Origin of the sequence: Cohnella candidum (genome assembly GCF_003713065.1) — a bacterium.
In the GTDB taxonomy this organism is placed as follows: Bacteria; Bacillota; Bacilli; order Paenibacillales; family Paenibacillaceae; genus Cohnella; species Cohnella candidum.
Genome location: NZ_CP033433.1, coordinates 2,985,383 through 3,008,304, shown reverse-complemented (window position 1 = coordinate 3,008,304; position 22,922 = coordinate 2,985,383). Strand labels below are relative to the sequence as shown.

Here is a 22,922-nt window from a genome sequence, read left to right as displayed (position 1 = left end):
CGGGGTAAACCGCTAATGTCAACGAATCGCGTTATGATTATTGACATGAAAATGGATGGGATCGCCGTAAGGTTCTCCGTCTCGAGACCGAGGCCGCTTTCCATCCCGCGGCGCTGTCCGGATTCCGAAAGATTCCTTATACTGAGAACCATAGAGATGAACATTATGGCAATCGGAGGTTTAGGTTATGCAACCGTCGTTTTTACACCGGCTTTTCTGGGGGATCGTGCTCGTCGCCGTAGGCGTCGTGTTCCTGCTGAACCAGACCGGCATCGCTTCCGTCAGCATCGGAGAGTTGTTCGCGAATTTCTGGCCGGCCTTCATTATTTTGTTCGGGCTGCAGGGTCTGCTGATCCAGCGGTCCGGAGGATCGTTCTGGAACATTATCGTCATTCTGGTCGGTGTCGTTTTCCTTGGCCGGAACATGGGCTGGTTCGAATGGAACCTCGGGGATCTGTTCAGCATGATCGGCCCGGTTATCCTGATCCTGGTCGGTATCAGCATGATGGCCAGAGGCTCGAGGCCTAAGCGGGACCGCCGGAGTGATGACGACAGCCGGCATTACGGCTGGAATCCCGTCACGCCGCCTCCCGTACCTCCCGTTCCGCCGGCTCCGTCCGCTCCGCCCCAAGGGCCGCCGCCGGCGCCTCCGCTGACGGACGATCCGGGCGCTTCGTTTACCGATGCCGGTCGCGCTTACCCGCCGCCTCCACCGGGACCGACGGAGGGCCGCTCTTCGCCTGAAGGCGCACCGATCTTCCGCGACGAGAGGCGGGATCGTTACCACGAGCGGATGGAACGTTATCGTGAGCGCATGGAACGCCGTGAAATGAGGTGGAAGAGACATCATGGCCACGGGAATTGGCGGCACTACGATCCGCATGCCGCCCAGCATCACCGCTTCATCGGCGATGTCCACATCGGGCAGGATTATTGGGAGCTGAAGCCGATGAACATTTCCCATTTTATCGGGGACACGACGTTGGACCTGACCAAAGCGCAAATCCCCCTGGGGGAAACGAGGATCTACGTTTCGTGCTTCATCGGCGACGTGAAAGTGTTCGTTCCGAACGATCTGAGCATCGGCGTGCAGGTCGTCTCCAGCAGCCTGATCGGGGATGTCCGGGTATGGGACCACAGACGCGGCGGATTTTTCAATCATATGTCCGTCGAAACGCCGAGCTATGCGGATACGGAAAAACGGGTCGTCCTGGTCGCCAGCTCCTTTATCGGCGACGTACGGGTGACGAAGGTAGGGTAAGCGCATGAGGCGACTGGTACGCAACGGCAAATGGGAGAACGCCGTCACTTCCGGCCTCTCGACGCTCGCGATGATGCTGATTGTCTATTTCGGGTGGGGCGCTTGGTCCGACGATGCGCCCAGCCTGGAAACCTGGCTCGGTTGGACATTCGTGTTCCTGATTGCACAGATGGCCGTCGCTTACGTGTTCGGCCACCGGAACCAACGGAGGCTCGACCAGCTGCAGCTCGCTTTCAAGCAGGCGGATGCCGGCAATTGGAACGTCCGGCTGCCCGAGCTCGGCATGGATGCGTTTGCCGGCGTTTATCGCGAATTTAACTCGATGCTGTCCGGGGTGGAGGAACGGCTCAAGCTGCTGCAGCGGCTTGGCGAGCGGGACGTTTCGGAGGAGTCGGCCTCCAAGGAAGCGGCGGTGCTGGAAGAGCGGAAGCGGCTGGCGCGGGATCTGCACGATACCGTCAGCCAGCAGTTGTTCGCTTTGCACATGTCGGCCTCTTCTTTGCCAAAGCTGCTCGAGAAAGACGAAGATCAGGCCCATAAGTTAATGGAACAGTTGATCGCCATGTCCTCATCTGCGCAGCGCCAGATGAGGGGGCTGATTGCCCAGCTCCGTCCCATGGAGCTCCAGGGACGGACTTTGGCCGAGGCGCTGGAACGTTGGTTCCCGGATTATTGCCGGCACAACGGGCTGCAGGGAACGCTCGACATCCAGTTGATCGGCACGCTTTCGGAAGCGAAAGAACATCAGCTGTTCCTCATCATCCAGGAAGCGATGGCCAACGTCGTCAAACACGCGGAAGCGCAAACGGTCCGCTTGCTGCTCGGGGAAACGGAACGCCAGGTGACCCTGCAGATCGAAGATGACGGTTCGGGATTCAAGCCGGGCCAAGTCAGGGAGGGCGCCTACGGGTTGTCTACGATGAGGGAGCGAGCGCTGAAGCTCGGCGGGGAGGCCGAGATCGTCACCAAGCAAGGCGCGGGAACGCGCGTGCGCGTGTGGCTTCCCAAGTTCGGCGAGGAGAGCGCCGACATCGAAACACGGAGGAGAGAAGAATAGTGGCGGCTGGGGAAGAGAACGTTTGGAACGTCTTGATCGTCGACGACCATGAGATGGTTCGGATGGGTTTGAAGACGTATTTGATGTTGGATTCGCGGTTCGAAGTGATCGGGGAAGCTCCCGGAGGGGCCGAAGCGGTTCGGAAGCTGACGGGCGGCGGCTTCGAAGGCCGGATGCCTCATCTCGTGTTAATGGATCTCATGATGCCGCAAATGGACGGCGTGGAAACGACGCGCGCGCTGCTGGAGAAGTTCCCGGATTTGCGCATCATCATTTTGACCAGCTTCCTGGAGGACGATAAAGTCGTCGAGGCCATCGAAGCGGGCGCCGTCAGCTACGTTCTGAAGACGGTGTCGGCGGACGAGCTCATTTACGCGATGCAAGGCGCGCTGCGGAACATGCCGGTAATGAGCGGGGACGTCTCCCAAGCTTTAACGAGGGGGCTGCGCAAACGGTCGGTGCAAACCGAGGACGAGGGCTTGACCGAGCGCGAACGCGAGGTTCTGCTTCTCATCGCGGAAGGGAAATCCAACAAGGAGATCGGCGACGAGCTTCACATCAGCGTGAAAACAGTAAAAACGCACGTGAGCAACCTGCTGATGAAGTGCGAAGTGGAGGACCGCACGCAGCTGGCGATTTACGCGCACCGAAAAGGCTGGGCCAAACAGGGATAATCAGGGAAGAGACCGGATAGGCTAATCCTAAAGGGGGATAAGCATGTATCCGATCTCTTCTTCTTTAACCTCCCAAACGAGGGATTACTTCCCCTTCCGCGAAGCGGCGGAGCAAAAAGGGTTCACGCTGGGCGGAAATTGGGACTACGATCACGGATCGTTCGATTGCGCGCTGGATACGGTGAACAAGGTGTGGCTGAGGCTTCCGTTTCAAGTGACCCGCGGCAGTCTGGACAGCGAGATGTCGGACGTCGACGTGCGGATCCTTCTCGGCGAGCCCTACGTCCTGAAGCATGTCTATAATGAAGGGCTGGACAAGGAAGCCCATCCGCGCGCCATGGGTGCCATGATCGACCAATTTTCCGATCCCGTCGACGCGGATGCCGATATCGAACCGAATTGGATCGAAGAGGCGAAACGGAAAATCCGGGAAATTGAAAGTTTTTGAGACTGAAGCCTTAATCGGACATCAAGAAGTCGCCCGAACTGCGTTCCGGCGATTTTTTGCTTGGGAGCGAAAGCTTGTCGCAACTCCCCGTTTTTTTACTTCGGATTCATTTCGGTTTAAGATAGTTTTAAGGTTCGGAGTCCAAGATGGGATCAAGAAGATATGGCGCCTCCGAGCGGTGCGCCAGAGGGAGGAATCGAAACATGGACGATCAGAACAAAAAACCGGACGACATGCAGGGGTTCTCATACGGGCAAGACAATAGGCAGGAGCGTCACGACGCGGAGCGGGCATCGCAGCCGGAGAGAGACGATCCGTACGCCGGCGTGCGCAGGGCATCGGAGCCCTACTCGTTCGGGCCGTTCGGCAGGCCGCAGCCGGTTCAGGCCGAGCGCATGGAAGAGCCGAGCGCGGAAGCTTTGCAAGAGCAAGCGCAAGATTCGGCGGAGCAACAGACGGAAGTCGTGACCGCATCCCGCGAATACCGTCCCTTCACGGTATCCGGCAGCGGACGCGGAGGCTCTTGGCAGACGCCGCCGAGAAGGACTTCGCTGCGCGCCGTTTTCGCCTCGTTCATGGTCGGCGTCGTCGCGGTCGGCGGCTTGATGTTCGCGGCGGACCGGGGCAACTGGTTCTCGCAGGACACGTTCGCGGCACCGGCTGTGACCGCGACGGCCAAAACGGCCAGCAATCCGGTCGGCAACACGGCGGACGTCGTCCGGCCGAACAACATCGCGAAGATTTTCGAGCAGGCCTCGCCAGCCGTCGTGAAAATCGAGACCTCGGTCAAATCGAACGGTCGCAGCAATTCTTCCATGGATGATCTGTTCGAGCAATTTTTCGGGCAAAGCCCTAACGACAACGGCGGCAACGGCAGCGACAATGGCAGTGGCAGCGGAACGTTGCAGCCGAGCGGAATGGGATCCGGTTTCCTGTTTGAGTCCGACGGCTATATTCTGACGAACCAGCATGTGATCGCGGACGCCGACGACATTGAGGTTACCGTCGTCGGGCATAACAAACCGTTCAAAGCGAAGCTGCTCGGCTCGAGCTACGATTTGGACCTCGCGGTCCTGAAAATCGAGGGCACCGGCTTCCCGACGCTGAAGCTGGGCAATTCCGGAAGCTCCAACATGGGCGACTGGGTCGTGGCGATCGGCAATCCTTACGGTTTCGACCATACGGTTACCGTCGGCGTACTGAGCTCCAACGAGCGCGAAATCAGCATTCCGGACTCGCAAGGCACCCGCAATTATCAGCACTTGCTGCAAACCGACGCTTCGATTAACCCCGGCAACTCCGGCGGCCCGTTGCTCAACCTGAACGGCGAAGTCATCGGAATCAACACCGCGGTCAGCTCCCAGGCGCAAGGCATCGGGTTCGCGATTCCGACGAGCACGATTTCCGAAGTGCTTCAGAACTTGAAGAACAACACGAGCATTCCGAAAAAACCGGTTCCGTTCATCGGAGCTACGCTCATGACGATGACCCCGGATATCGCCGATAAGCTCGGCGTCAGCGGGACGACGGGCTCCCTGGTACGCGACGTCGTATTCGGATCCCCTGCTTACAAAGCGGACCTGAGAGCGTATGACGTGATCACGGGCATGGACGGAACGAGCTACAAGGACAACGAAAGCTTGATCACGGCCATCCAGAAGAAGAACGTCGGAGATAAGGTGAAGCTGAACGTCATCCGCAACGGCCAGAAGATCGACCTTACCGTCACCATCGGCGACAAAAACAAATTCCAAACGAACGACGACCTTAACTCCAACCCCTAATGAGGATTAAAAACGCGGGACGGTTCGGTAACGGACCGCTCCCGCGTTTTCTCTAAATTGAGGTAAAATGAAGGCAAGTGCGCTCAGGAAGGATGAGTTTCAGATGAGACCCCATATCATGGTCATCGACGACGACGAGAAAATCACTTCGCTTCTCAGACGGAGCTTGGCTTTCGAAGGTTACGAAGTCACGACGGCGCCGGACGGCTCCGAAGGCCTGAGGATGCTGGCCCAGAGGCCCGCCGATCTGGTCGTGCTCGACGTGATGATGCCGAAAATCGACGGGTGGGAAGTTTGCCGGCGGCTGAGGGAAGCGGGCATTTTATCGCCGGTGCTTCTGTTGACCGCGAAAGACGAAGTGCAGGACCGCGTGAAAGGACTGGATCTCGGGGCGGACGATTACCTGGTGAAGCCATTCGCGTTGGAAGAGCTGATGGCGCGTATCCGGGCGTTGCTCCGGCGGCGTCCGGAACAAGCGGAAGAGGACGGAAGACTCCGTTTCGAGGATTTGGTGCTCGACGTCGACGCGAGGGAAGCGATCCGCGGGGACCGCCGGATCGAGCTGACGGCGAAGGAATTCGATTTGCTGAATTTGTTCATGCAAAACCCGCGCCGCGTGCTTTCGCGCGATCAGATCATGGAACGGATCTGGGGCTATGACTACAGCGGGGAGTCCAACGTGCTAGAGGTCTACGTCGCGATGCTGCGGCAGAAATTGGAGGAGCAAGGCGGAAAACGGTTGATTCAAACCGTGAGAGGCGCCGGGTATGTACTGAAAGGGGACAGCTGAGATGTCCATCCGGCTTCGATTGACATTATGGTACTCCGGACTGCTGGCAGTCGCGCTCGTGGCGTTCGGGGTCGTGATTTATACGGTCGTCTACCGGAACACGATGGACGACTTGAAATCGCAGCTGAAGCAAGTGGCGGAAAACACGGACGTGTTTCCTTCCCGTTTCGACCTGAGAGTCGCTCGGATAACGGGATCGTTCGATCCGAACACGATATACATCCAATTGGTCAGCTACACGCAAAACAAGAACGGCCAAATCCGGCAAATCACGCCGAACATGCTGGCGACCGACAGCCGGGACGAATTGTCGTTTCCGTTTCCCGTTCTGAAGGACGTGCAGGACCGTTTCGTGAAAAGGGAAGTCGACGGCATGTCTTTCCTGATCTACGAGAAATCAGTGACCCTCTCGGGTTCGAATAATCTGGTCGGCCTGCTCCAAGTCGGCGCGTTTAACGGGCGGGAAGAATCGATGTTCTCCCAGCTCCGTACGGTGCTCTGGATCGCGGGCGTGCTGGGTCTCGCCGCCGCGTTCGCGCTCGGGATGTTCCTGTCCCGCAAGGCGCTGCGCCCGATCAACCGCGTGACGGAAGCGGCCGAGCGCATCCAAAGCGGCTCCGGGCTCGGCCTGCGGATTCCAAGGGAAAAGCCGAACGACGAAATCGGGCGGCTCACGGACACCCTGAACGTCATGCTGACCCGGATCGAGAAAGCGTATAATCATCTGGAGGAGACCAATGCGGCACAGCGGCGGTTCGTCTCCGACGCGTCGCACGAGCTTCGCACCCCGCTCACGACGATCCGCGGCAACATCGACCTGCTGCATAAAATCTGGACATCGGAAGATGAGCCGGGACGCCAAGACGGTCTTTCGCCGGCCGAGAAAAAAGAAATGTCGCTCGAAGCGGTGAGCGACATCGCCGACGAAGCGCGCCGGATGAGCGCACTGGTCAATGACCTGCTGTCGTTGGCACGGGCGGATGCCGGTTACGAAATGGAGATGGAACTGATCCCTCTTCGGCAGTTAGCGGAAGAAGCGGCTCGCAGAGCGTCCTTCTTGCCGAGGAAAGCGGAATGGAACATCGGTCCGATCGACGCGCTTGACGGTGCTTGGGTGAACGGAAACCGGGACTATTTACTTCAATTAATGTTCATCCTGATCGAGAACGGATTCAAGTATACGCCTGCGGGCGAGGTCAGGCTCTACGCCGTGAAAGAAGAGAATCGCATCGGGCTCGTGGTGGCCGATACCGGAATCGGAATCGCAGAGGAGGATCTGCCGCATATTTTCGATCGCTTCTACCGCGCGGATCCTTCACGCGGTCAAGTTGCCGGCACCGGTCTTGGTCTCTCGATCGCCCAATGGATCGCCGATATGCACCATGGCTCGCTGGAAGTGAAGTCGATTCCCGGACAAGGAACCGCCTTCTGCGTTTGGCTGCCGCTTCAAGCCGTTCCCTCCGTCGAATGAGCGGAAGTCCGCCGACTTTCCCCGCCTTACGGATTAAGGTATAATGGAGGGAACCGTACGCGCTGCCGCAGCGGTTCTTCCGATCGCGGCAAGGCGGGAAAGCAGGAGCAAAACATGGAAGTACTCAAAATTTCCCCAAGAGGTTACTGCTACGGCGTGGTGGATGCCATGGTGCTTGCGCTTCAAACGGCGCGCAACCTGGATCTGCCGCGCCCCATTTATATTTTGGGCATGATCGTCCATAACAGCCATGTCACCGATGCGTTCGAGAAAGAAGGCATTATAACGCTTGACGGGAGCGACCGGTTGGAGATTCTGGAGAAGATCGACAAGGGGACCGTTATCTTTACGGCCCACGGCGTTTCTCCGGAGGTCAGGAGACGGGCGCGGGACAAAGGCCTTACCCTTGTGGACGCTACCTGCCCGGACGTCACGAAGACGCACGACCTGATCCGCGAGAAGGTGGCCGAGGGTTACGAGGTCATCTATATCGGGAAGAAGGGCCATCCCGAGCCGGAAGGCGCGATCGGAATCGCGCCGGGCCACGTCCATCTGATCGAACGGGAGGAAGACATCGAGAAGCTGTCCCTGACGGCGGAACGGGTCATCATCACGAACCAGACGACGATGTCGCAATGGGACATCAAGCATCTGATGGCCCGCTTGTTGGAGGCTTTCCCGCAGGCGGAGATCCACAACGAAATCTGCCTGGCCACGCAAGTGCGCCAAGAAGCCGTTGCCGAGCAGGCGAAGGAAGCGGATCTGTGCATCGTGGTCGGAGACCCCCGGAGCAACAACTCGAACCGGCTCGCCCAAGTGTCGGAAGAGATCGCCGGCGTACCGGCTTACCGGATTTCGGACGTTTCGGAGATCCGGACGGAGTGGCTGCAAGGCATCCGCAAAGTGGCGGTGACTTCGGGCGCATCGACCCCGACGCCGATCACGAAGGAAGTCATTCAATATTTGGAGCAGTTTGATCCCGGCAATCCGGACACTTGGCCGGTTTCAAGGACCGTAAATTTGAATAAACTGCTTCCGACCGTCCGGGAGAAATCGGCCCAAGGGCATTGACGTTCGAACGGCCGTTTCGGAAAGGAAGGTCTCTCATGGCTCAACGCTATGTTAATTTCAAACGCTGGCTCAGATACAAGTACATCGGACTCATCCGTGCCAAAGGCGGAGCCTCCATGGTGGCCATGGGTTTCGCCATCGGCCTCGCCGTTGAGATGTTCACGCTGCCGACTTTCGGGTTCGCTTTTTTGCTCATTTTTCCTCTCGTCTATGTATTGAAAGGAAATCTGCCCGCCGCGCTGATCGGATTCGTGTTCGGCAAAGTCATCTACATTCCGATGGCCTTCCTGAACGCGATGGTCGGGAAGTGGGTGTTGCCGGAGCATTTCACGGTCCATATTCCGTTTCTCTACGAATGGGTCAACCGCGCGCTGACGACGTCTCTGAAACTGATCGTCGGCGGGATGATCAACGGCACGCTGCTCGGGGCGATCCTGTTTTTCCCGATCCGAGCGAGCTTGAACGCCTTCAAGAATAAGCGCAAGGAAAAGCGCAAGCTGAGACGCGGCCGGGCGGAAATGAAAGTCACGAGCGAGTGAGCTTGGCATATAGAAACGCCCGAGCAGCGGATCTGAGTTCCGCCGAACGGGCGTTTTTTGAGTTAATTAGTGACACTAGTTGTTCTGCCGCTTACTCGGAATAGCTTGACACGAGGGGTTCTCTTTTGTATATTTACTTTAGTGCTTAAAAGCGTATAAGCGTCAAAGCGTACAAGCGTCGAAGCGCTAACATATTCTCCAGGAGAGTGAACGTCATGATCGTCATTACTTCCCCCAACACGCCGGAAGAACGAATCGGCGAAATCGTCCGCCATATCGAGCAAGGAGGCGTGCAAGCCCACGTATCCCGAGGAACCGACCGGACGGTCATCGGCATCATCGGCAAAGCGGATCCTCATCTGGCCGAGCATCTGCGCTCCATGAAGGACGTCGAGAACGTCATCAAAATCTCCAAGTCCTATAAGCTGGCCAGCCGAGACTTCCATCCGGACGACACGATCATCAACATCAAGGGAGTCCAAATCGGCGGCGATAACCTGGTCGTCATGGGCGGCCCTTGCGCGGTGGAAACGCCCGAGCAGATCGACGAGATCGCAAGACTGGTCAAATCCGCCGGCGGGCAGGTACTGCGGGGCGGCGCGTTCAAGCCGCGCACGGGTCCGTACAGCTTCCAGGGGATCGGCGTGGAAGGACTCAAATGGATGAAGGACGCGGGCGAGAAGTACGGTCTGCTCACGATCACGGAAGTGATGGCACCCGAGTTCGTGGATATCTGCGCCGAATACGCCGACATTCTCCAGGTCGGCACCCGGAACATGCAGAACTTCGACCTGCTGCGCAAACTTGGCACCGTGCAGACGCCGGTTCTGCTGAAACGGGGCATGAGCGCTACGTATGACGAGTGGCTGAATGCGGCGGAATACATTTTGGCGGGCGGCAATCCGAACGTCATGCTCTGCGAGCGGGGGATCCGGACCTTCGAGACGTACACGAGAAACACGTTCGACCTCGCGGCCATTCCGGCCATCCAGAGTCTTTCCCATCTCCCGGTCATCGCCGACCCGAGCCACGCGACCGGACGCCGTGAATTGGTGGAAACGATGACGAAGGCATCCGTTGCCGCCGGAGCGAACGGCCTCATTATCGAAATGCACACCGATCCGGACAATTCCGCGACGGGGGACGGCGTCCAATCGCTCTTCCCCGACCAGTTCGCGAAACTGCTCAAGGACCTTGAACAACTCGCGCCGTTGTGCGGCAAAAAATTCGGCACGGTCAAAGATCCCGCGGAAGCTTTCCTTCAATGGAAAATCTGATGAAACGAGGCGATTCGCCATTACGGCGGATCGCTTTGTACTTTTATGACGATTTTATGTACTATGTGAGTATTGCTAACATATCGATAAAAAATACCTGACATAACTATTGACGCTCGCTAAAGACGAGTTTTATAATAAACCTCATAAGTTGGGGAAAACTTGAACGATCTGTCCAAATTTTTATCCCAATGTTCGGAAATGGGGAGGAAACACGAAGATGGCTGTTGAAAAAGTGTTGGAATTGATCAAGGAAAAGAACATCGAATTCGTAGATTTCCGTTTCATCAGCTTGACGGGCCAAGCTCACCACATCACGCTGCCGTCTACCGAAGTGGACGCGGATACTTTCGTCAACGGCGTAGCCTTCGACGGTTCCTCGATCCCGGGTTTCCGCGGCATTGAAGAATCCGATATGGTCATGATGCCGGACACCGAGTCCGTATACGTGGATCCTTTCACGGCTCACTCGACCCTGATCGTTATGTGTAACATTTATACTCCGGACGGCGAGCGCTATGAGCGCGACCCGCGCTCCATCGCACAGAAGGCTGAAGAATTGCTGCAGAAGTCCGGCGTAGGTACGGATGCTTTCTTCGCGCCGGAATCCGAATTCTTCATTTTCGATGACGTTCGTTACGAAAGCACGATGAACTCTTCGTCCTTCTCGGTCGACTCCGAAGAAGCGGCTTGGAACACGAACCGCAAAGAAGAAGGCGGCAACCTGGGCTTTAAAGTCCGCGTCAAAGGCGGTTACGTGCCGGTTGCACCGACCGATACGCAGCAAGACATCCGCAGCGAAATGGTCCGCCTGATGCAGGAAACCGGCCTTCGCGTCGAGCGTCACCACCACGAAGTGGCGACCGCGGGCCAAGCGGAAATCAACTTCCGTTTCGACACGCTGACCAAAACGGCCGACAACCTGATGAAGTACAAATATATCATCCACAACGTGGCTCGCCAATACGGCAAAGTTGCAACGTTCATGCCGAAGCCGCTCTTCGGCGACAACGGCAGCGGGATGCACGTTCACATGTCGATCTTCAACGACGGCCAGCCGCTCTTCTGGGAGAAAGGCGCTTACGCCAACCTGAGCCAATTGGCCCTGAACTACATCGGCGGCATCCTGTACCATGCCCCGGCTCTGATCGCGATCACGAACCCGTCCACGAACTCGTTCAAACGTCTCGTTCCGGGTTACGAAGCGCCGGTTAACCTCGTATTCTCCAAAGGCAACCGTTCCGCAGCTGTCCGCATTCCGGTCGCTGCCGTTACGCCGAAAGGCTGCCGCATCGAGTTCCGCACGCCGGACTCCACGGCCAACCCGTACCTGGCGTTCGCAGCCATGCTGCTTGCCGGCCTGGACGGCATCAAGCGCAAGATCGATCCGGCCGCTCTCGGCTATGGACCGTTCGACAAGAACATTTACGAGCTGGCCGACGAAGAGAAGAAAGAAATCCGCAGCGTTCCGGGCTCCCTGGACGAAGCGCTGGACGCTCTCGAAGCGGATTCCGACTTCCTGACCGAAGGCGGCGTCTTCACCAAAGAATTCATCGACAACTACGTGGCGCTTAAGCGTTCCGAAGCGAAATCCGTTTCGATCCGCGTTCATCCGCACGAGTACAGCCTCTACTTCGACTGCTAATCCGGTCGAATCATCAAAGTGGACCCGCCTTCATGGCGGGTCCCTTTTTTCATGCTTACGCAACCATTCCGGCCTTTTTACGTCTATGGAATCATACTCCCGCTTGACGATCGTATAGGAGGTCCGACCATGTCCCGTTCATTACCAAGAAATTATGCGTCCCGGGCGGCACGAGGCTTGAAGGCTCTGCTGCTTCCCGCGCTGCTGTTTGCCGGTGTTGGCGCCCCGTTGCTGATTCCCGACAAGGAGATTGCCGCGGCCGCGGCTTCCGTCACCGCGATCCGCACGCAAGACGAGGCTTTCGCCTACGCGAAAAGCCTCGCGTTCGTACCTGATGATGCCGAACTCCAGGACGCGGTTCTTTCGAGAGCATCCGAGGCCTCGGCAGGGGAATGGGATCTTACCCTGCATCGGCCGGACAAGGATTCGAACGGGAACTGGGCCGGCTATTACAATGTCCGTTTCTCCGCGGCGGACGGAAGCCTGCGGAACATGTCCCTCGAGGACCGGCAGCCGGAGAGCGGGGCGGTGCCGACGACAACAACCGGCACAGGCGACTCCATCTCGCGGGGAGATGCGGTGAACATTGCCGCCTCGCTCGTAGGAGGATTGAACTGGGGACTGAATGCCGACTGGAGGCTGGATCCTTATCCGGAATCGGAATACGATACCCGGTTCGAAGACAAGTCGCTGTTCCGCATTCGATTCTACCGGGCAATGAACGGAATCCGAACCGACAATTGGCTGTTGGTCATCGTCCGGCCGGACGGGCGAATCGCTTCTTATACCGCCAATTGGAACGCGTACGATTTCTCGGATCCCACACCAGCGATTTCGGCTGAGAAGGCCAAACGGATTTACCTCAAGCAATCGTCGCCGTTGCTCGCTTACAAACTGGGCTCCGGTAACAAGCCCTTCCTGGCATACACGCTGTGGCAAACTTCGCTGAAAGCGAGCACGGGCGTTTTCCCTGCCGAGCGGAACGGGCGCCCTTTCCCGATCGTATTGAAACCGCTCAGCACCAAACAGCTCGCGCCGCTCGTAACGAACGCGAAGTTGACGGACGCGCAAATGCGCGCTAAAGTCATAAATCTGCTCTCGCTCACCGGGACCTATAAGATCAGCAAACCGCAGCAATATTTGTATAAGCTCGTGATTCCGAGTGCGGACAAGAAAAGGGTTCGCACCGTCGTCATCGGATTCGACCAGGCGACAGGGCAGGTGTACCTCTATCAATCCGACGACGGTACCGATCACAGCCTGCTGACGAAAGCGAAAGTGAGCGAGAGCAAGGCCCGGCTTAAAGCCGTTGCTTTCCTGAAAAAGGCGATGCCCGCCTTCGCCGATCAATTGGCGGAAAGCCGGGTCGACTTGTTCCTATCGGACGGCCGTGTCGCGACCCGTCCGCTCTATCGATTCGAATATGTACGGGTGGCCGGCGGCGTCGGGGTCAGCCAGGAGAACGTATACGTGGACGTCAACGCGTACAACGGCGAGGTCGAATCGATCCAAAGCCAACTGATGCCGGTCCGCTATCCGTCGCAAGCGAATCCGAAAGTTTCGGCGCCGAAAGCGGTCGAGAAGCTGTTATCCCTCTACGACATCGTTCTGCGATACCGCTGGGTCGAGGGCAACCGGGCCGAGCTGTTTTACGAGCTGATGCTGAAACCGTCCGTTCCCCGCTAGTACACGAATGTGGTCCCCGTTCTCGACGCCGTGAGCGGCGGGTGGAAAGACATAGCGGGAGAAGCGGTCACTTTCCCTCTTCCGTCCGGCAACTGAGCCGGGTTTCGTTCGACTGGTTTTCGTATCCCTCCGTCTGCTACATTATGATGGAGGGTTTTCCATTTGCCCGGACCATCAAGCAAAGGGGACATCACGACATGAAGTTGTTGGGAGTCGTCGGAAGTTTACGCAAGGAATCGTACAACCTGGCATTCGCGAGAACGATCCAGGAAAGGTTTAACGACCGTTTCGAATGGGAGCTCGCGGAAATCCGTTCCCTGCCCCTGTTCGACCAGGATGAAGAGCAAAGTCCTCCTCCGAGCGTGCTGAAGCTGAGGAAGCAAGTCCAGGAAGCGGACGGCGTCATCATCGTCACGCCGGAATATAACTGGTCGATCCCAGGCGTGCTCAAGAACGCGCTCGATTGGCTTTCCCGCGTCGAGCAGCCGCTGATCGGCAAACCGGTCATGACGGCCGGCGTGTCTACCGGCATCATGGGCACGATCCGCGCCCAGCTCCACCTGCGCGAGGTGCTCGCCGCGCCTGGCATTCGCGCGAAGCTGCTCCCGCCGGCAGGCAACGAGCTTCTCATCAACCTCGCCGCCCAGAAATTCGACGCGACGGGACGTCTGAAGGACGAATCGACGCTTCAGCATTTGGACGGCGCGGTAGGCCGTTTTCTCGAGTTCGTTCAGTCGGCACGCTGAAGCTGAAGCGAGCGGGCGGACGGACACATCAATATGTTCCAACCGAGAGGGTCAATTTCGTCCAATGACGAAGCCCCTTCCCCTCCTTATACTGAAATGGACAAGGCCCGATTCTTACGTCGAATCGGGCCGTTTTCCATGAGGTCGATTTTTAGGAGAATCCTGATGGTATAATCGATAAACGCGGACTCATATTCGCTATGCATTTTCGACAGACGCCAAGGCAGGAGCAGGGGGAAATCAGGTGAACCGGTTCAGTTTGCGTTTGCGTTTCATGATCCTCATGATCTGCCTCACGACGCTTCCCGTCGTCACCGTTACTTGGATCGCTGCGATTAATACGCGCGCATCCGTCGAAAAGGAATTGATCGGTGCCAATCAATCCAGAATGCTGTGGGCGGATCAATATTTGAATGAGTTGATCGATCAGGTAGACGCCCTGTTCTATTCTTTGCAAATCAACGGGGAAGTCATGGGGACCATGACTTCCGGATCGGACGATAGGAATGCGGCTTCCCGTTCCCAAAATGCGTTGCGGGAAACCCTTACTTCCACCTTCTTCTCCAATGCTCGTAAAATCGATCGCTTAACTCTCTATAGTCGCTTAACTCAGAAGGCGCTCTCGGTCAGTTATGCGGATAGCGGCACGACCCGAACATTGAAAATCGGGGGGACCGCTTGGTCCAGAATCGAAAAAATGCCCGTGAATATGTATTTCAAGCAATCCGCAGGCGGCATTACCGCCTTTCACAGCATCAATCGATTCCCGGATAAGTTTTTATTGGGCGGAATCGCGGTGGACATCAATGACCAGGTGTGGGAAGAAGTGTCCCGGATCCTCAAATCGGAACCGGAAAGTTATGTCTTTCTCATGAATGACGAGGGGGAATTGCTTTCCGGATCCACCCCCCGCATCGCTTCATCCGAAATTTTAGATTTGCTTCATTCCATGGATCTTCCCGACAACGGACTCGTGCTTCGCCACAGCAATCAATTTTTCTATTTTATGGAGCGCGTCGGTGACGGCCAATTGACGGTCGTGAAGGCGATTCCTTTATCGACGATCAAGGAGAGCGGACTTCCGACGATCCGCGCGGGCATTCTGACCGGCGGATTGTTCGTCATCGTGTCCATTTTGCTGTCCATATTGTTGTCGCTCCGCATCACGAAGCCGATCGTAGGTCTGGCCAGAACGATGCGCATGGCACAGATCCAAAACTTCGAAATGAAATCCGTGGAAAGAGTCGATGAGATCGGCTTGCTTCAACATGGTTATAACCTGATGATGCAGAGGATTAAAGAATTAATCGAACATGAATACCAACATGAAATCGAAATTAAAAATGCTCAGCTGCTCGCCTTGCAGGCACAAATCAATCCTCATTTTCTCAACAATACCTTGAATTTAATCGGAGGTATGGCACTTTCAAAAGAAGCCCCCGAAGTCTATGAAATTACGCGGATGATGGGGAACTTGCTGAGATATTCGATCAGTACGGTGGATGAGCAGGTTCAACTGCAAGATGAAGTTGCGCATATTCGCAATTATTTATATATCCAGGAACAAAGATTCGCAGGCCGATGCAAAGTATCCATCGAGACGGATCCCCGGGTTTTGGATTGCCGTCTTCCGAAGTTCATTTTGCAGCCTGTCATAGAAAACGCGTTCGAACACGGGCTGCAGCCGAAGCAAGGGAAATGGGAATTGCGGATCAGAATCAAACTTGTTCGCAGGCGGGTTATCGTCCTCATTCAGGATAACGGCGTAGGAATCGAACCGGTACAACTGAATCGCCTTCGTGAAAGCTTGAAGGATGACAGCCGGTTGGATGCGGGAAAGAGCATTGGACTTCGTAACGTGCACAACAGGTTGAGGTTGCATTTCGGGAGTCCTCACGGAATTCGAATTTTCAGCAAATCCGAGTGCGGAACGGTTATGGTGATGGTTTTTCCCGCCCGGCAGAAAGCATAAACGAGGAGAGGTCCGCCATGTACGACGTTCTGATTATGGATGATGAACCCTGGGCCAGACAAATCGTCAAGTCCCTCGGCGATTGGGATCGTTTGGGACTTCGTATCGTTGGCGAAGCCGATGACGGTTACCTGGGAATTGAACTGGCAGCTGAACGGAAGCCGCATATTATCATCACGGATATGCGAATGCCGGGCTTGGGAGGAGATAAGCTTCTTCAGTCCCTTCAGGAGCGATTTCCGAACGTGAAAATCCTGATCATGAGCGGATATGAGGATTTTTCTTACCTTAAGCAAGCCATCCAATCCAAAGCCGTGAATTACATGCTGAAACCGATAAGTGCGGAAGAACTGAATCAATCCTTAGCGGAATGCATAGAGCAACTGAACAAGGAATCTTCCGAATCGCCGACACCTCGAAAGGCGACTCATTTGGATACGTCCGTTCAGGACCGTTACTTAACCTATCGAAAGTTGATCCAAAGCAACTTATTGGATTTGAATGACAAAGCGCTGGCAGAGACCTTTAGCCAGATGGCGCAATACCTGGATCAAACGCTCATGGACGAACATACTCGAAAAGGAATGCCGTATAAAATCGCCTATGATTTTATCGCGATCTTGGAAGAGGCTCTTGTTTCGGACGACCTTCAGCCGGTTCAACTGGTTCCGCAAGTGGAGATTTGGCGCGAATCCATCGAGCGGGCTTCCATGCGGGATGCGATAAAAGAAACGGAGAACTTATATCAAGAGGTCCTTCGGTCTTTGCAAATCATCCGACAGGACAGAGACAGGTTGGATATCGACAAAGTGAAGGAATTTATCGAAAGGAACTACAGTCAGGCGATCTCGCTGGAGACCCTCGCCAAGAAATTCGCGGTTAGGAAAGAGTATCTAAGCAGGCAATACAAAGCAAGGCTAGGCGAGACGGTTATGGACGCCATTACGAGAGTCCGAATGGAAAAAGCGAAGGAACTCCTCGTGACGAACGGTCTTTCCATCAAGCGAACGGCCGAATTGACCGGATTTACGGACATCACTTACTTTTATCGCGTATTCAAGAAGTTTTACGGCATTCCTCCGGGGAACATGAGAAGTTAACGGAAGGTCAATATTTTCAAATTCAACAAGTAAATCCGGTGGAAAGATTCTTGCAATCGCTTTCTTTATACTGAAGACGCATCTAACTCATAGGGGGATTCAAACATGAAGAAGGCGTCGTATCTATCCATCGCTCTGATTCTCATGCTGTCCATTCTGTCGGCATGCGGATCGGGGAACAAAGAAAGCGGCAGCAGCGCCGCTGCCTCGGCAACGCCGTCCGCATCGAGCCCGGCCGCCGAGTCTCCCAGCGCCTCGCCGTCCGCTGCGCCAAAGAAAGTGGAACTCAAGGTATTCCTCACGGTTCCTCAGTTCAAAGAGCAGTTCGACAAGTACTTCGAGCAGTTCAAAGCCAAAGAATTGAAAGAGAAGAACATCGACGTCACGATCAAATCCGAAACGCCGAACGCCGATCAAGCCAAACAAATTCTCCAAGCCCGCTTGGCGTCCAATGACGCGCCGGACGTTTTCTCCATCCATGCCAACGACATTCCCACGTACTATAACGCCGGATATTTGACGGACCTGTCGGATCAGCCGGCCATCGGCAAGCTGTTCGACAGCGTGAAGCAAACGGTTACCTATGACGGCAAAGTTTCGGTGCTGCCGCTGGAAAGCTTGGCATGGGGCTACCTGTACAACAAGAAAATTTTCAGCGACAACGGCCTGACGCCTCCTCAGTCGCTGGATGAGATGAAGAAAGTCGTCGATACCCTGAAAGCCAAAAACATCCCGGCGTTCGAACTCGCGTTCCAAGAGTCCTGGGTGCCGCAGCTCATGACCGCGCTGTCTCTCGGCGGCATCGTCAATTCCGAACATCCGGACTGGGTCGACAAAATGAGCAAGGGCGAAGCTTCCTATTCGGACGTAGGCGATATTTTCAACATCATCGATTTGATCATGTCCAACGGAACGGCGAAGCCGTTTGAAGTGGGAAGCGCCGCGGGCGCGACGGATTTCGCGAACGGCAAAGCCGCGATGTGGGTTCAAGGTCCGTGGATGGCCGATTCGATCCTGAAAGCCAACCCGAACATGGAATTCGGCGTCGCTCCGCTTCCGGTCAGCAACGACCCCAAAGGCACCATGATCAACCTGTCGGCGTCCACGTCGCTCGCCGTATCCCCGAGCAGCAAGAACAAAGACGTCGCGCTCGACCTGCTCAACTACATGCTGGACGACAACGATTCTTCCGCCTTCTTCGAACAGCTGAAGTTCAACCCGATTTCCTCGGTCCATACGTATAAGTCCTTCCCTTGGATCGACGAAGCGATGAGCTACGTCTCCCAAGGCAAAGCCTACCAAGACCTGAAGCTGCCGAACGGCGTGACCGATGAGCAAGCGAAAGAGCTGCAAAGCTACTACTCGAAAACCGTAACGAAAGAAAAGTTCATCCAGATCATGGATAAAACGTGGGCGAACGCCGTAAAAGCCGAAGCGGCAAAGTAAACCCAATCGATTGACCGGGAGTGAAACGAATGGCAGGCAAGCATTTTGGCAAACGAACGGTCATTCTCCTCGCCTTCATTTTACCGGCCTTGCTCTTTTATACCGTCTTCGTACTGGTCCCCGCCTTCGGCGGGGTCTGGTACAGCTTGACGGATTGGAACGGCGTGAATCCCGCCTATCACCTCGTGGGATTCGCGAATTATCGTGAAGCGTTGACGAATGATGATTATTTCCTGGATTCCATAGGGTTTACTCTCAAATACGTCGTGTGCATGGTGGTGCTGCAAAACGCGCTCGCCATTCTGCTCGCGGTTTTCATTGAATCCCGGCGCCGGACGAAGTCGGTTTTCCGGACCGTTTTTTTCATGCCCAACATGATCAGCTTGATTATCGGAGGCATCATGTGGCTTTTCATTTTCACGAAGGTGCTTCCTTATCTGGCCGTCCATACCGGGATGTCTTTCCTGGATCAATCCTGGATCGGAGATCCGAAGCTTTCCTTCATCGCGATTCTGATCCTGTCCCTGTGGGCCGGAGTCGGCTACCTGATGGTCATCTACATCGCGGCGCTGCAGAACGTGCCGGACCATCTGAACGAAGCGGCGGCGATCGACGGAGCGAACGCTTGGCAGAACTTCCGGTATATCACGATGCCCATGATCATGCCGGCGGTGACGATCGGGATCTTCCTGACGCTTAACGGTTCGTTCAAGGTGTTCGAAGCGGTATTCGCGCTCACGAACGGCGGTCCCGGGCGGGCCACGCAAGTGATCGCGCTCAACATTTTCGACGAGGCCTTTCATAACAGCTTCCGCTACGGGTATGCAAGCGCCAAAGCGATGATTCTGTTTCTGATCGTCATGCTGTTGACGTTCGTTCAGCTTGCCGTCATGAAAAGGCGGGAGGTGGAAGCATGAGGGGAGGGGCGGCTTTTCGGAAATTGGGCTCCGTGCTCGTCTTCCTGATCCTGGCGGTGGCAGCCGTCGTCACGTTATTCCCGATCTACATGGGCGTACTGAACTCGTTCAAAACCGACGGGGAGATCTTGAACGACATTTTGGCGCTTCCTGACCGTTTTCAGTTCCATAATTACGCGGACGCTTTCGAACGGATTCACTTCTTGCGAAGCCTGGGCAATACGGCCTTGATCACCGCCATCGGTCTGACCGGCATCATTCTATTCGCTTCGATGGCCGGGTACAAGCTTTCCCGTACGCCCGGGAAGCTGAGCGGCTTCTTTTTCGGCGTCTTTATCCTTTCGATGCTCATCCCCTTCCATTCCATCATGATCACGCTGACGAGGATCGCGAAGGAACTCCACGTTCAAGGCACGACTTACGGACTGGGGACCCTCTATATCGGGCTGGGCGTTTCGTTCGCCGTTTTCCTCTATCACGGCTTCGTCAAATCCATCCCGAGGGATCTCGACGAAGCCGCGGTAATGGACGGGTGCGGCGAATTCAAATTGTTTTTCACCTTGATCTTCCCGTTGCTGCTGCCGATTACCGCCACCAACGCGATCCTGAACCTCTTATGGATCTGGAACGATTTTCTTTTGCCGCTTCTAATGCTGACCGACCGCGACAATTATACGCTGCTGCTGTCGACCAATATGCTGTTCGGCCAATACGGCAATAACGAGTGGTCGGCGATTCTGGCTTCGCTGATCATGGCCATGCTGCCCGTCATCGCGTTTTACCTGCTCCTGCAAAAGTACATTATCAAAGGAATCGCGGACGGAGCCATCAAGGGCTGAAATTGACGGAAAAGGGGAGCCGGGATGCAAGAGGTAGAAGGGTATGTCAAAGCCGTCGGGCCGCGGATCGTGAACGGGCTAGGACGGGAAATCCTCCTTCGGGGCGTCGGGTTCGGCAGCTGGCTGTTGCCCGAAGGCTATATGTGGAGATTCCCCGGTCAGGGGGATCGGCCGCTCCGGATCGAGCGCATGATTCGGGAGCTCGTCGGCGACCGGACGGCGAAGGAGTTTTGGGAAATTTACTACCGGACGTATATCGCGGAGAAGGATATCGCGCGCGTAGCTGCGGAAGGCTTCAATTCCGTTCGGCTGCCGATCAACTCGCGTTTTTTGTTTGAAGGCGAAACGGACCGCTATCATGAGGGGCATCTGGCTTTGCTCGACCAAGTGATCGATTGGTGCGAGCAATATCGGCTGTACGTCATCCTGGATCTGCATGGCGCGCCGGGCGGACAAACGGGGACTAACATCGACGATTCTCCGAACGATCAACCGGAGCTGTTTATCCGTGAGGAGAACAAGAAGCTTACGGTCGGCATTTGGCGTTTGCTCGCCGAGCGATATCGGGACCGGTGGATCGTCGCGGGCTACGATCTGCTGAACGAGCCGCTTCCCGAGTGGTTTTCCGCTTATAACGATCAGGTGATGCCTCTGTACAAAGAGATCGTGCAAGCGATCCGCGAAGTGGACAGCAAACACATGATCATGTTGGAAGGCGTTCATTGGGCGACGGACTGGTCGTTTTTCGAGGAGAAAATCGACGACAACCTGATGCTTCAGTTTCATAAGTACTGGAACAGCCCGGATACGGAAAGCATTCGGAAGTTCCTCGACAAACGCGACGAGTGGGAAGTGCCGATTTTCATGGGAGAAGGCGGAGAGAACAACGTGGAGTGGTATACGGGAGCCTTCCGTCTCTACGAGGACCATGATATTTCTTGGAACTTCTGGACGTGGAAGAAGATGGACTGCACGAATTCCCCTTGTTCCGTGGCGAAGCCGCAAGGATGGGACCGGCTCGTCGCTTACCTCGAGGGCGGGGAGCGGCTAACCGAACCGGAAGCCGAACGGATCTTGTGGGAATATCTGCAGAACTTGAATCTGGATCGATGCGCCTATTATCCTCAGGTGGTCAATGCATTGCTCTTCCGTCCGCCGGTACGCATACCGGCCGTATTTTACGGGTACAAAGGGCCGGGCATCAGCTTCAGTGTGGGCGAATTTACGCCGAGAAGCCTGGGGTTCAGGGATGAGGACGGCACGGATATCCGATTTACGACGGGAGACAGGACAACGGCGAATTTCCAGCATGGCGGAGGAGAAGATTGGTCCGCCGACGAATGGATGCATGTGCTCCTGCAGCCTGAAGATTGGCTGGCTTATACGGTCGAGCATGATTCGAACGATCAAGTACGGGTTCCGCTGGCTTTACGCGTTTGCGGAGGCGGCGGGGGAGAAGCGAAGCTCGAGATCTGCGTCAACGACGAGGTGGCCGAGTCGATATGCATCGAGGACCACTCTTGGCATGTCGTTCGGACGACGCATCCTTGCCGGCTGCAGCCAGGGGCCAATCGCATCGTCCTCAAAGCGTTGGAACAGCCGGTGGCGGTTGAATGGATTCGAGTCGGAGAATAGAAAATACAAAGGCAGCCGTCGACGGACGGCTGCCTTTTCATTCATTGTTTATCGAGATCCAACTGCCAATGATGGCACTTCATCGTGCTTCCGGGCGGGTATTCGAAGTCGCATTCGCCGATAAGAGAGAAGCCGGACTTCCGGCAGATCGCGTTCGAAGCGGGATTGTCGACGGAAGGGAAAGCGTTGATAAACCGGTGCTTCCCTTCGGCGCGGGCGCTTGCGATGGCTTCCGCGACCGCTTGGCCGGCGATTCCCCTTCCCTGATAGGCCGGCAGAACGCCCCAACCCATCTCGAATGCAGGTTCATCTTGCCAATGGCTGTCCCAATACCCGATGCTGCCGACGGGTTCGAGTTCCGGCAGCGCAACGATCCGAAACATGCGTCCCGTTCCCCGGCCTTCGATCTTCAGGTACCGTTCATGGCGCGCCAGGATTTGTTCCTCGGTTTCCGGGCCTCCGAGGTGTTCCGTCATTTCCGGTGCATTGAGCTGCCGAAGCAAATCCAAGTCGGCCTCGCTCCAAGTTTCGATCTTCACCTGAATCGCGTTCATCCTTGTTCCT

The 22,922-nt window shown here is 56.0% G+C and carries 20 protein-coding genes; 19 read left to right on the top strand and 1 reads right to left on the bottom strand.

Going from position 1 to position 22,922, the window contains the following annotated elements; all coding sequences use genetic code 11:
* Window positions 1-187: 187 nt before the first annotated feature.
* The 19 genes from liaF (at window position 188) to EAV92_RS13780 (ending at window position 22,358) form a co-directional block, all read left to right on the top strand.
* Entirely contained in the window at window positions 188-1,261 is a 1,074-nt protein-coding gene (liaF, locus tag EAV92_RS13870) for a cell wall-active antibiotics response protein LiaF (RefSeq protein ID WP_241158271.1), read from the top strand.
* Window positions 1,262-1,265: 4 nt separating this feature from the next.
* On the top strand, window positions 1,266-2,318 hold the full coding sequence (locus EAV92_RS13865) for a sensor histidine kinase (protein ID WP_123041653.1): 1,053 nt from the start codon (window positions 1,266-1,268) through the stop codon (window positions 2,316-2,318).
* Window positions 2,318-2,992 (top strand): response regulator, encoded by a 675-nt coding sequence (locus tag EAV92_RS13860; protein ID WP_277424207.1) that lies wholly within the window; start codon window positions 2,318-2,320, stop codon window positions 2,990-2,992. Before EAV92_RS13865 ends, EAV92_RS13860 begins: the two co-directional genes overlap by 1 nt.
* Before the next feature lie 43 nt (window positions 2,993-3,035).
* Window positions 3,036-3,440, top strand: a complete 405-nt coding sequence (locus tag EAV92_RS13855; protein WP_123041652.1) for a YugN family protein — start codon at window positions 3,036-3,038, stop codon at window positions 3,438-3,440.
* A gap of 203 nt (window positions 3,441-3,643) precedes the next feature.
* Window positions 3,644-5,224, top strand: coding sequence for a S1C family serine protease (locus EAV92_RS13850; RefSeq protein ID WP_123041651.1), 1,581 nt, complete (start codon window positions 3,644-3,646; stop codon window positions 5,222-5,224).
* A 103-nt stretch (window positions 5,225-5,327) separates the two neighbouring features.
* Window positions 5,328-6,014 (top strand): response regulator transcription factor, encoded by a 687-nt coding sequence (locus EAV92_RS13845; RefSeq protein ID WP_123041650.1) that lies wholly within the window; start codon window positions 5,328-5,330, stop codon window positions 6,012-6,014.
* A gap of 1 nt (window position 6,015) precedes the next feature.
* Window positions 6,016-7,485, top strand: a complete 1,470-nt coding sequence (locus EAV92_RS13840; RefSeq protein ID WP_123041649.1) for a sensor histidine kinase — start codon at window positions 6,016-6,018, stop codon at window positions 7,483-7,485.
* 114 nt (window positions 7,486-7,599) lie between these two features.
* Window positions 7,600-8,556, top strand: a complete 957-nt coding sequence (locus EAV92_RS13835; RefSeq protein WP_123041648.1) for a 4-hydroxy-3-methylbut-2-enyl diphosphate reductase — start codon at window positions 7,600-7,602, stop codon at window positions 8,554-8,556.
* Window positions 8,557-8,591: 35 nt separating this feature from the next.
* Entirely contained in the window at window positions 8,592-9,095 is a 504-nt protein-coding gene (locus EAV92_RS13830; RefSeq protein ID WP_123041647.1) for a DUF2062 domain-containing protein, read from the top strand.
* A gap of 215 nt (window positions 9,096-9,310) precedes the next feature.
* Window positions 9,311-10,372, top strand: a complete 1,062-nt coding sequence (gene aroF / locus EAV92_RS13825) for a 3-deoxy-7-phosphoheptulonate synthase (protein ID WP_123041646.1) — start codon at window positions 9,311-9,313, stop codon at window positions 10,370-10,372.
* A 220-nt stretch (window positions 10,373-10,592) separates the two neighbouring features.
* Entirely contained in the window at window positions 10,593-12,017 is a 1,425-nt protein-coding gene (gene glnA, locus EAV92_RS13820; protein ID WP_123041645.1) for a type I glutamate--ammonia ligase, read from the top strand.
* A gap of 129 nt (window positions 12,018-12,146) precedes the next feature.
* Window positions 12,147-13,703, top strand: a complete 1,557-nt coding sequence (locus EAV92_RS13815) for a YcdB/YcdC domain-containing protein (protein WP_123041644.1) — start codon at window positions 12,147-12,149, stop codon at window positions 13,701-13,703.
* A 197-nt stretch (window positions 13,704-13,900) separates the two neighbouring features.
* Window positions 13,901-14,449, top strand: a complete 549-nt coding sequence (locus EAV92_RS13810) for an NADPH-dependent FMN reductase (protein ID WP_123041643.1) — start codon at window positions 13,901-13,903, stop codon at window positions 14,447-14,449.
* A 244-nt stretch (window positions 14,450-14,693) separates the two neighbouring features.
* Entirely contained in the window at window positions 14,694-16,421 is a 1,728-nt protein-coding gene (locus tag EAV92_RS13805; protein WP_123041642.1) for a sensor histidine kinase, read from the top strand.
* Window positions 16,422-16,438: 17 nt separating this feature from the next.
* Window positions 16,439-17,521, top strand: a complete 1,083-nt coding sequence (locus EAV92_RS13800) for a response regulator transcription factor (protein ID WP_123041641.1) — start codon at window positions 16,439-16,441, stop codon at window positions 17,519-17,521.
* A gap of 105 nt (window positions 17,522-17,626) precedes the next feature.
* Window positions 17,627-18,967, top strand: a complete 1,341-nt coding sequence (locus EAV92_RS13795; protein WP_123041640.1) for an ABC transporter substrate-binding protein — start codon at window positions 17,627-17,629, stop codon at window positions 18,965-18,967.
* A 29-nt stretch (window positions 18,968-18,996) separates the two neighbouring features.
* Complete coding sequence (locus EAV92_RS13790; protein ID WP_123041639.1) at window positions 18,997-19,884, top strand: carbohydrate ABC transporter permease; 888 nt, start codon at window positions 18,997-18,999, stop codon at window positions 19,882-19,884.
* Window positions 19,881-20,723 (top strand): carbohydrate ABC transporter permease, encoded by an 843-nt coding sequence (locus EAV92_RS13785; RefSeq protein WP_123041638.1) that lies wholly within the window; start codon window positions 19,881-19,883, stop codon window positions 20,721-20,723. Before EAV92_RS13790 ends, EAV92_RS13785 begins: the two co-directional genes overlap by 4 nt.
* A 24-nt stretch (window positions 20,724-20,747) precedes the next feature.
* Window positions 20,748-22,358: a cellulase family glycosylhydrolase gene (locus tag EAV92_RS13780; RefSeq protein ID WP_123041637.1), complete on the top strand. Its 1,611-nt coding sequence runs from the start codon at window positions 20,748-20,750 to the stop codon at window positions 22,356-22,358.
* 41 nt (window positions 22,359-22,399) lie between these two features.
* Here the strand turns inward: EAV92_RS13780 and EAV92_RS13775 are convergent, their stop codons facing one another.
* A complete protein-coding gene (locus tag EAV92_RS13775) occupies window positions 22,400-22,912 on the bottom strand; it encodes a GNAT family N-acetyltransferase (protein WP_123041636.1) in 513 nt (170 codons plus the stop codon).
* Between the last annotated feature and the right edge of the window lie 10 nt (window positions 22,913-22,922).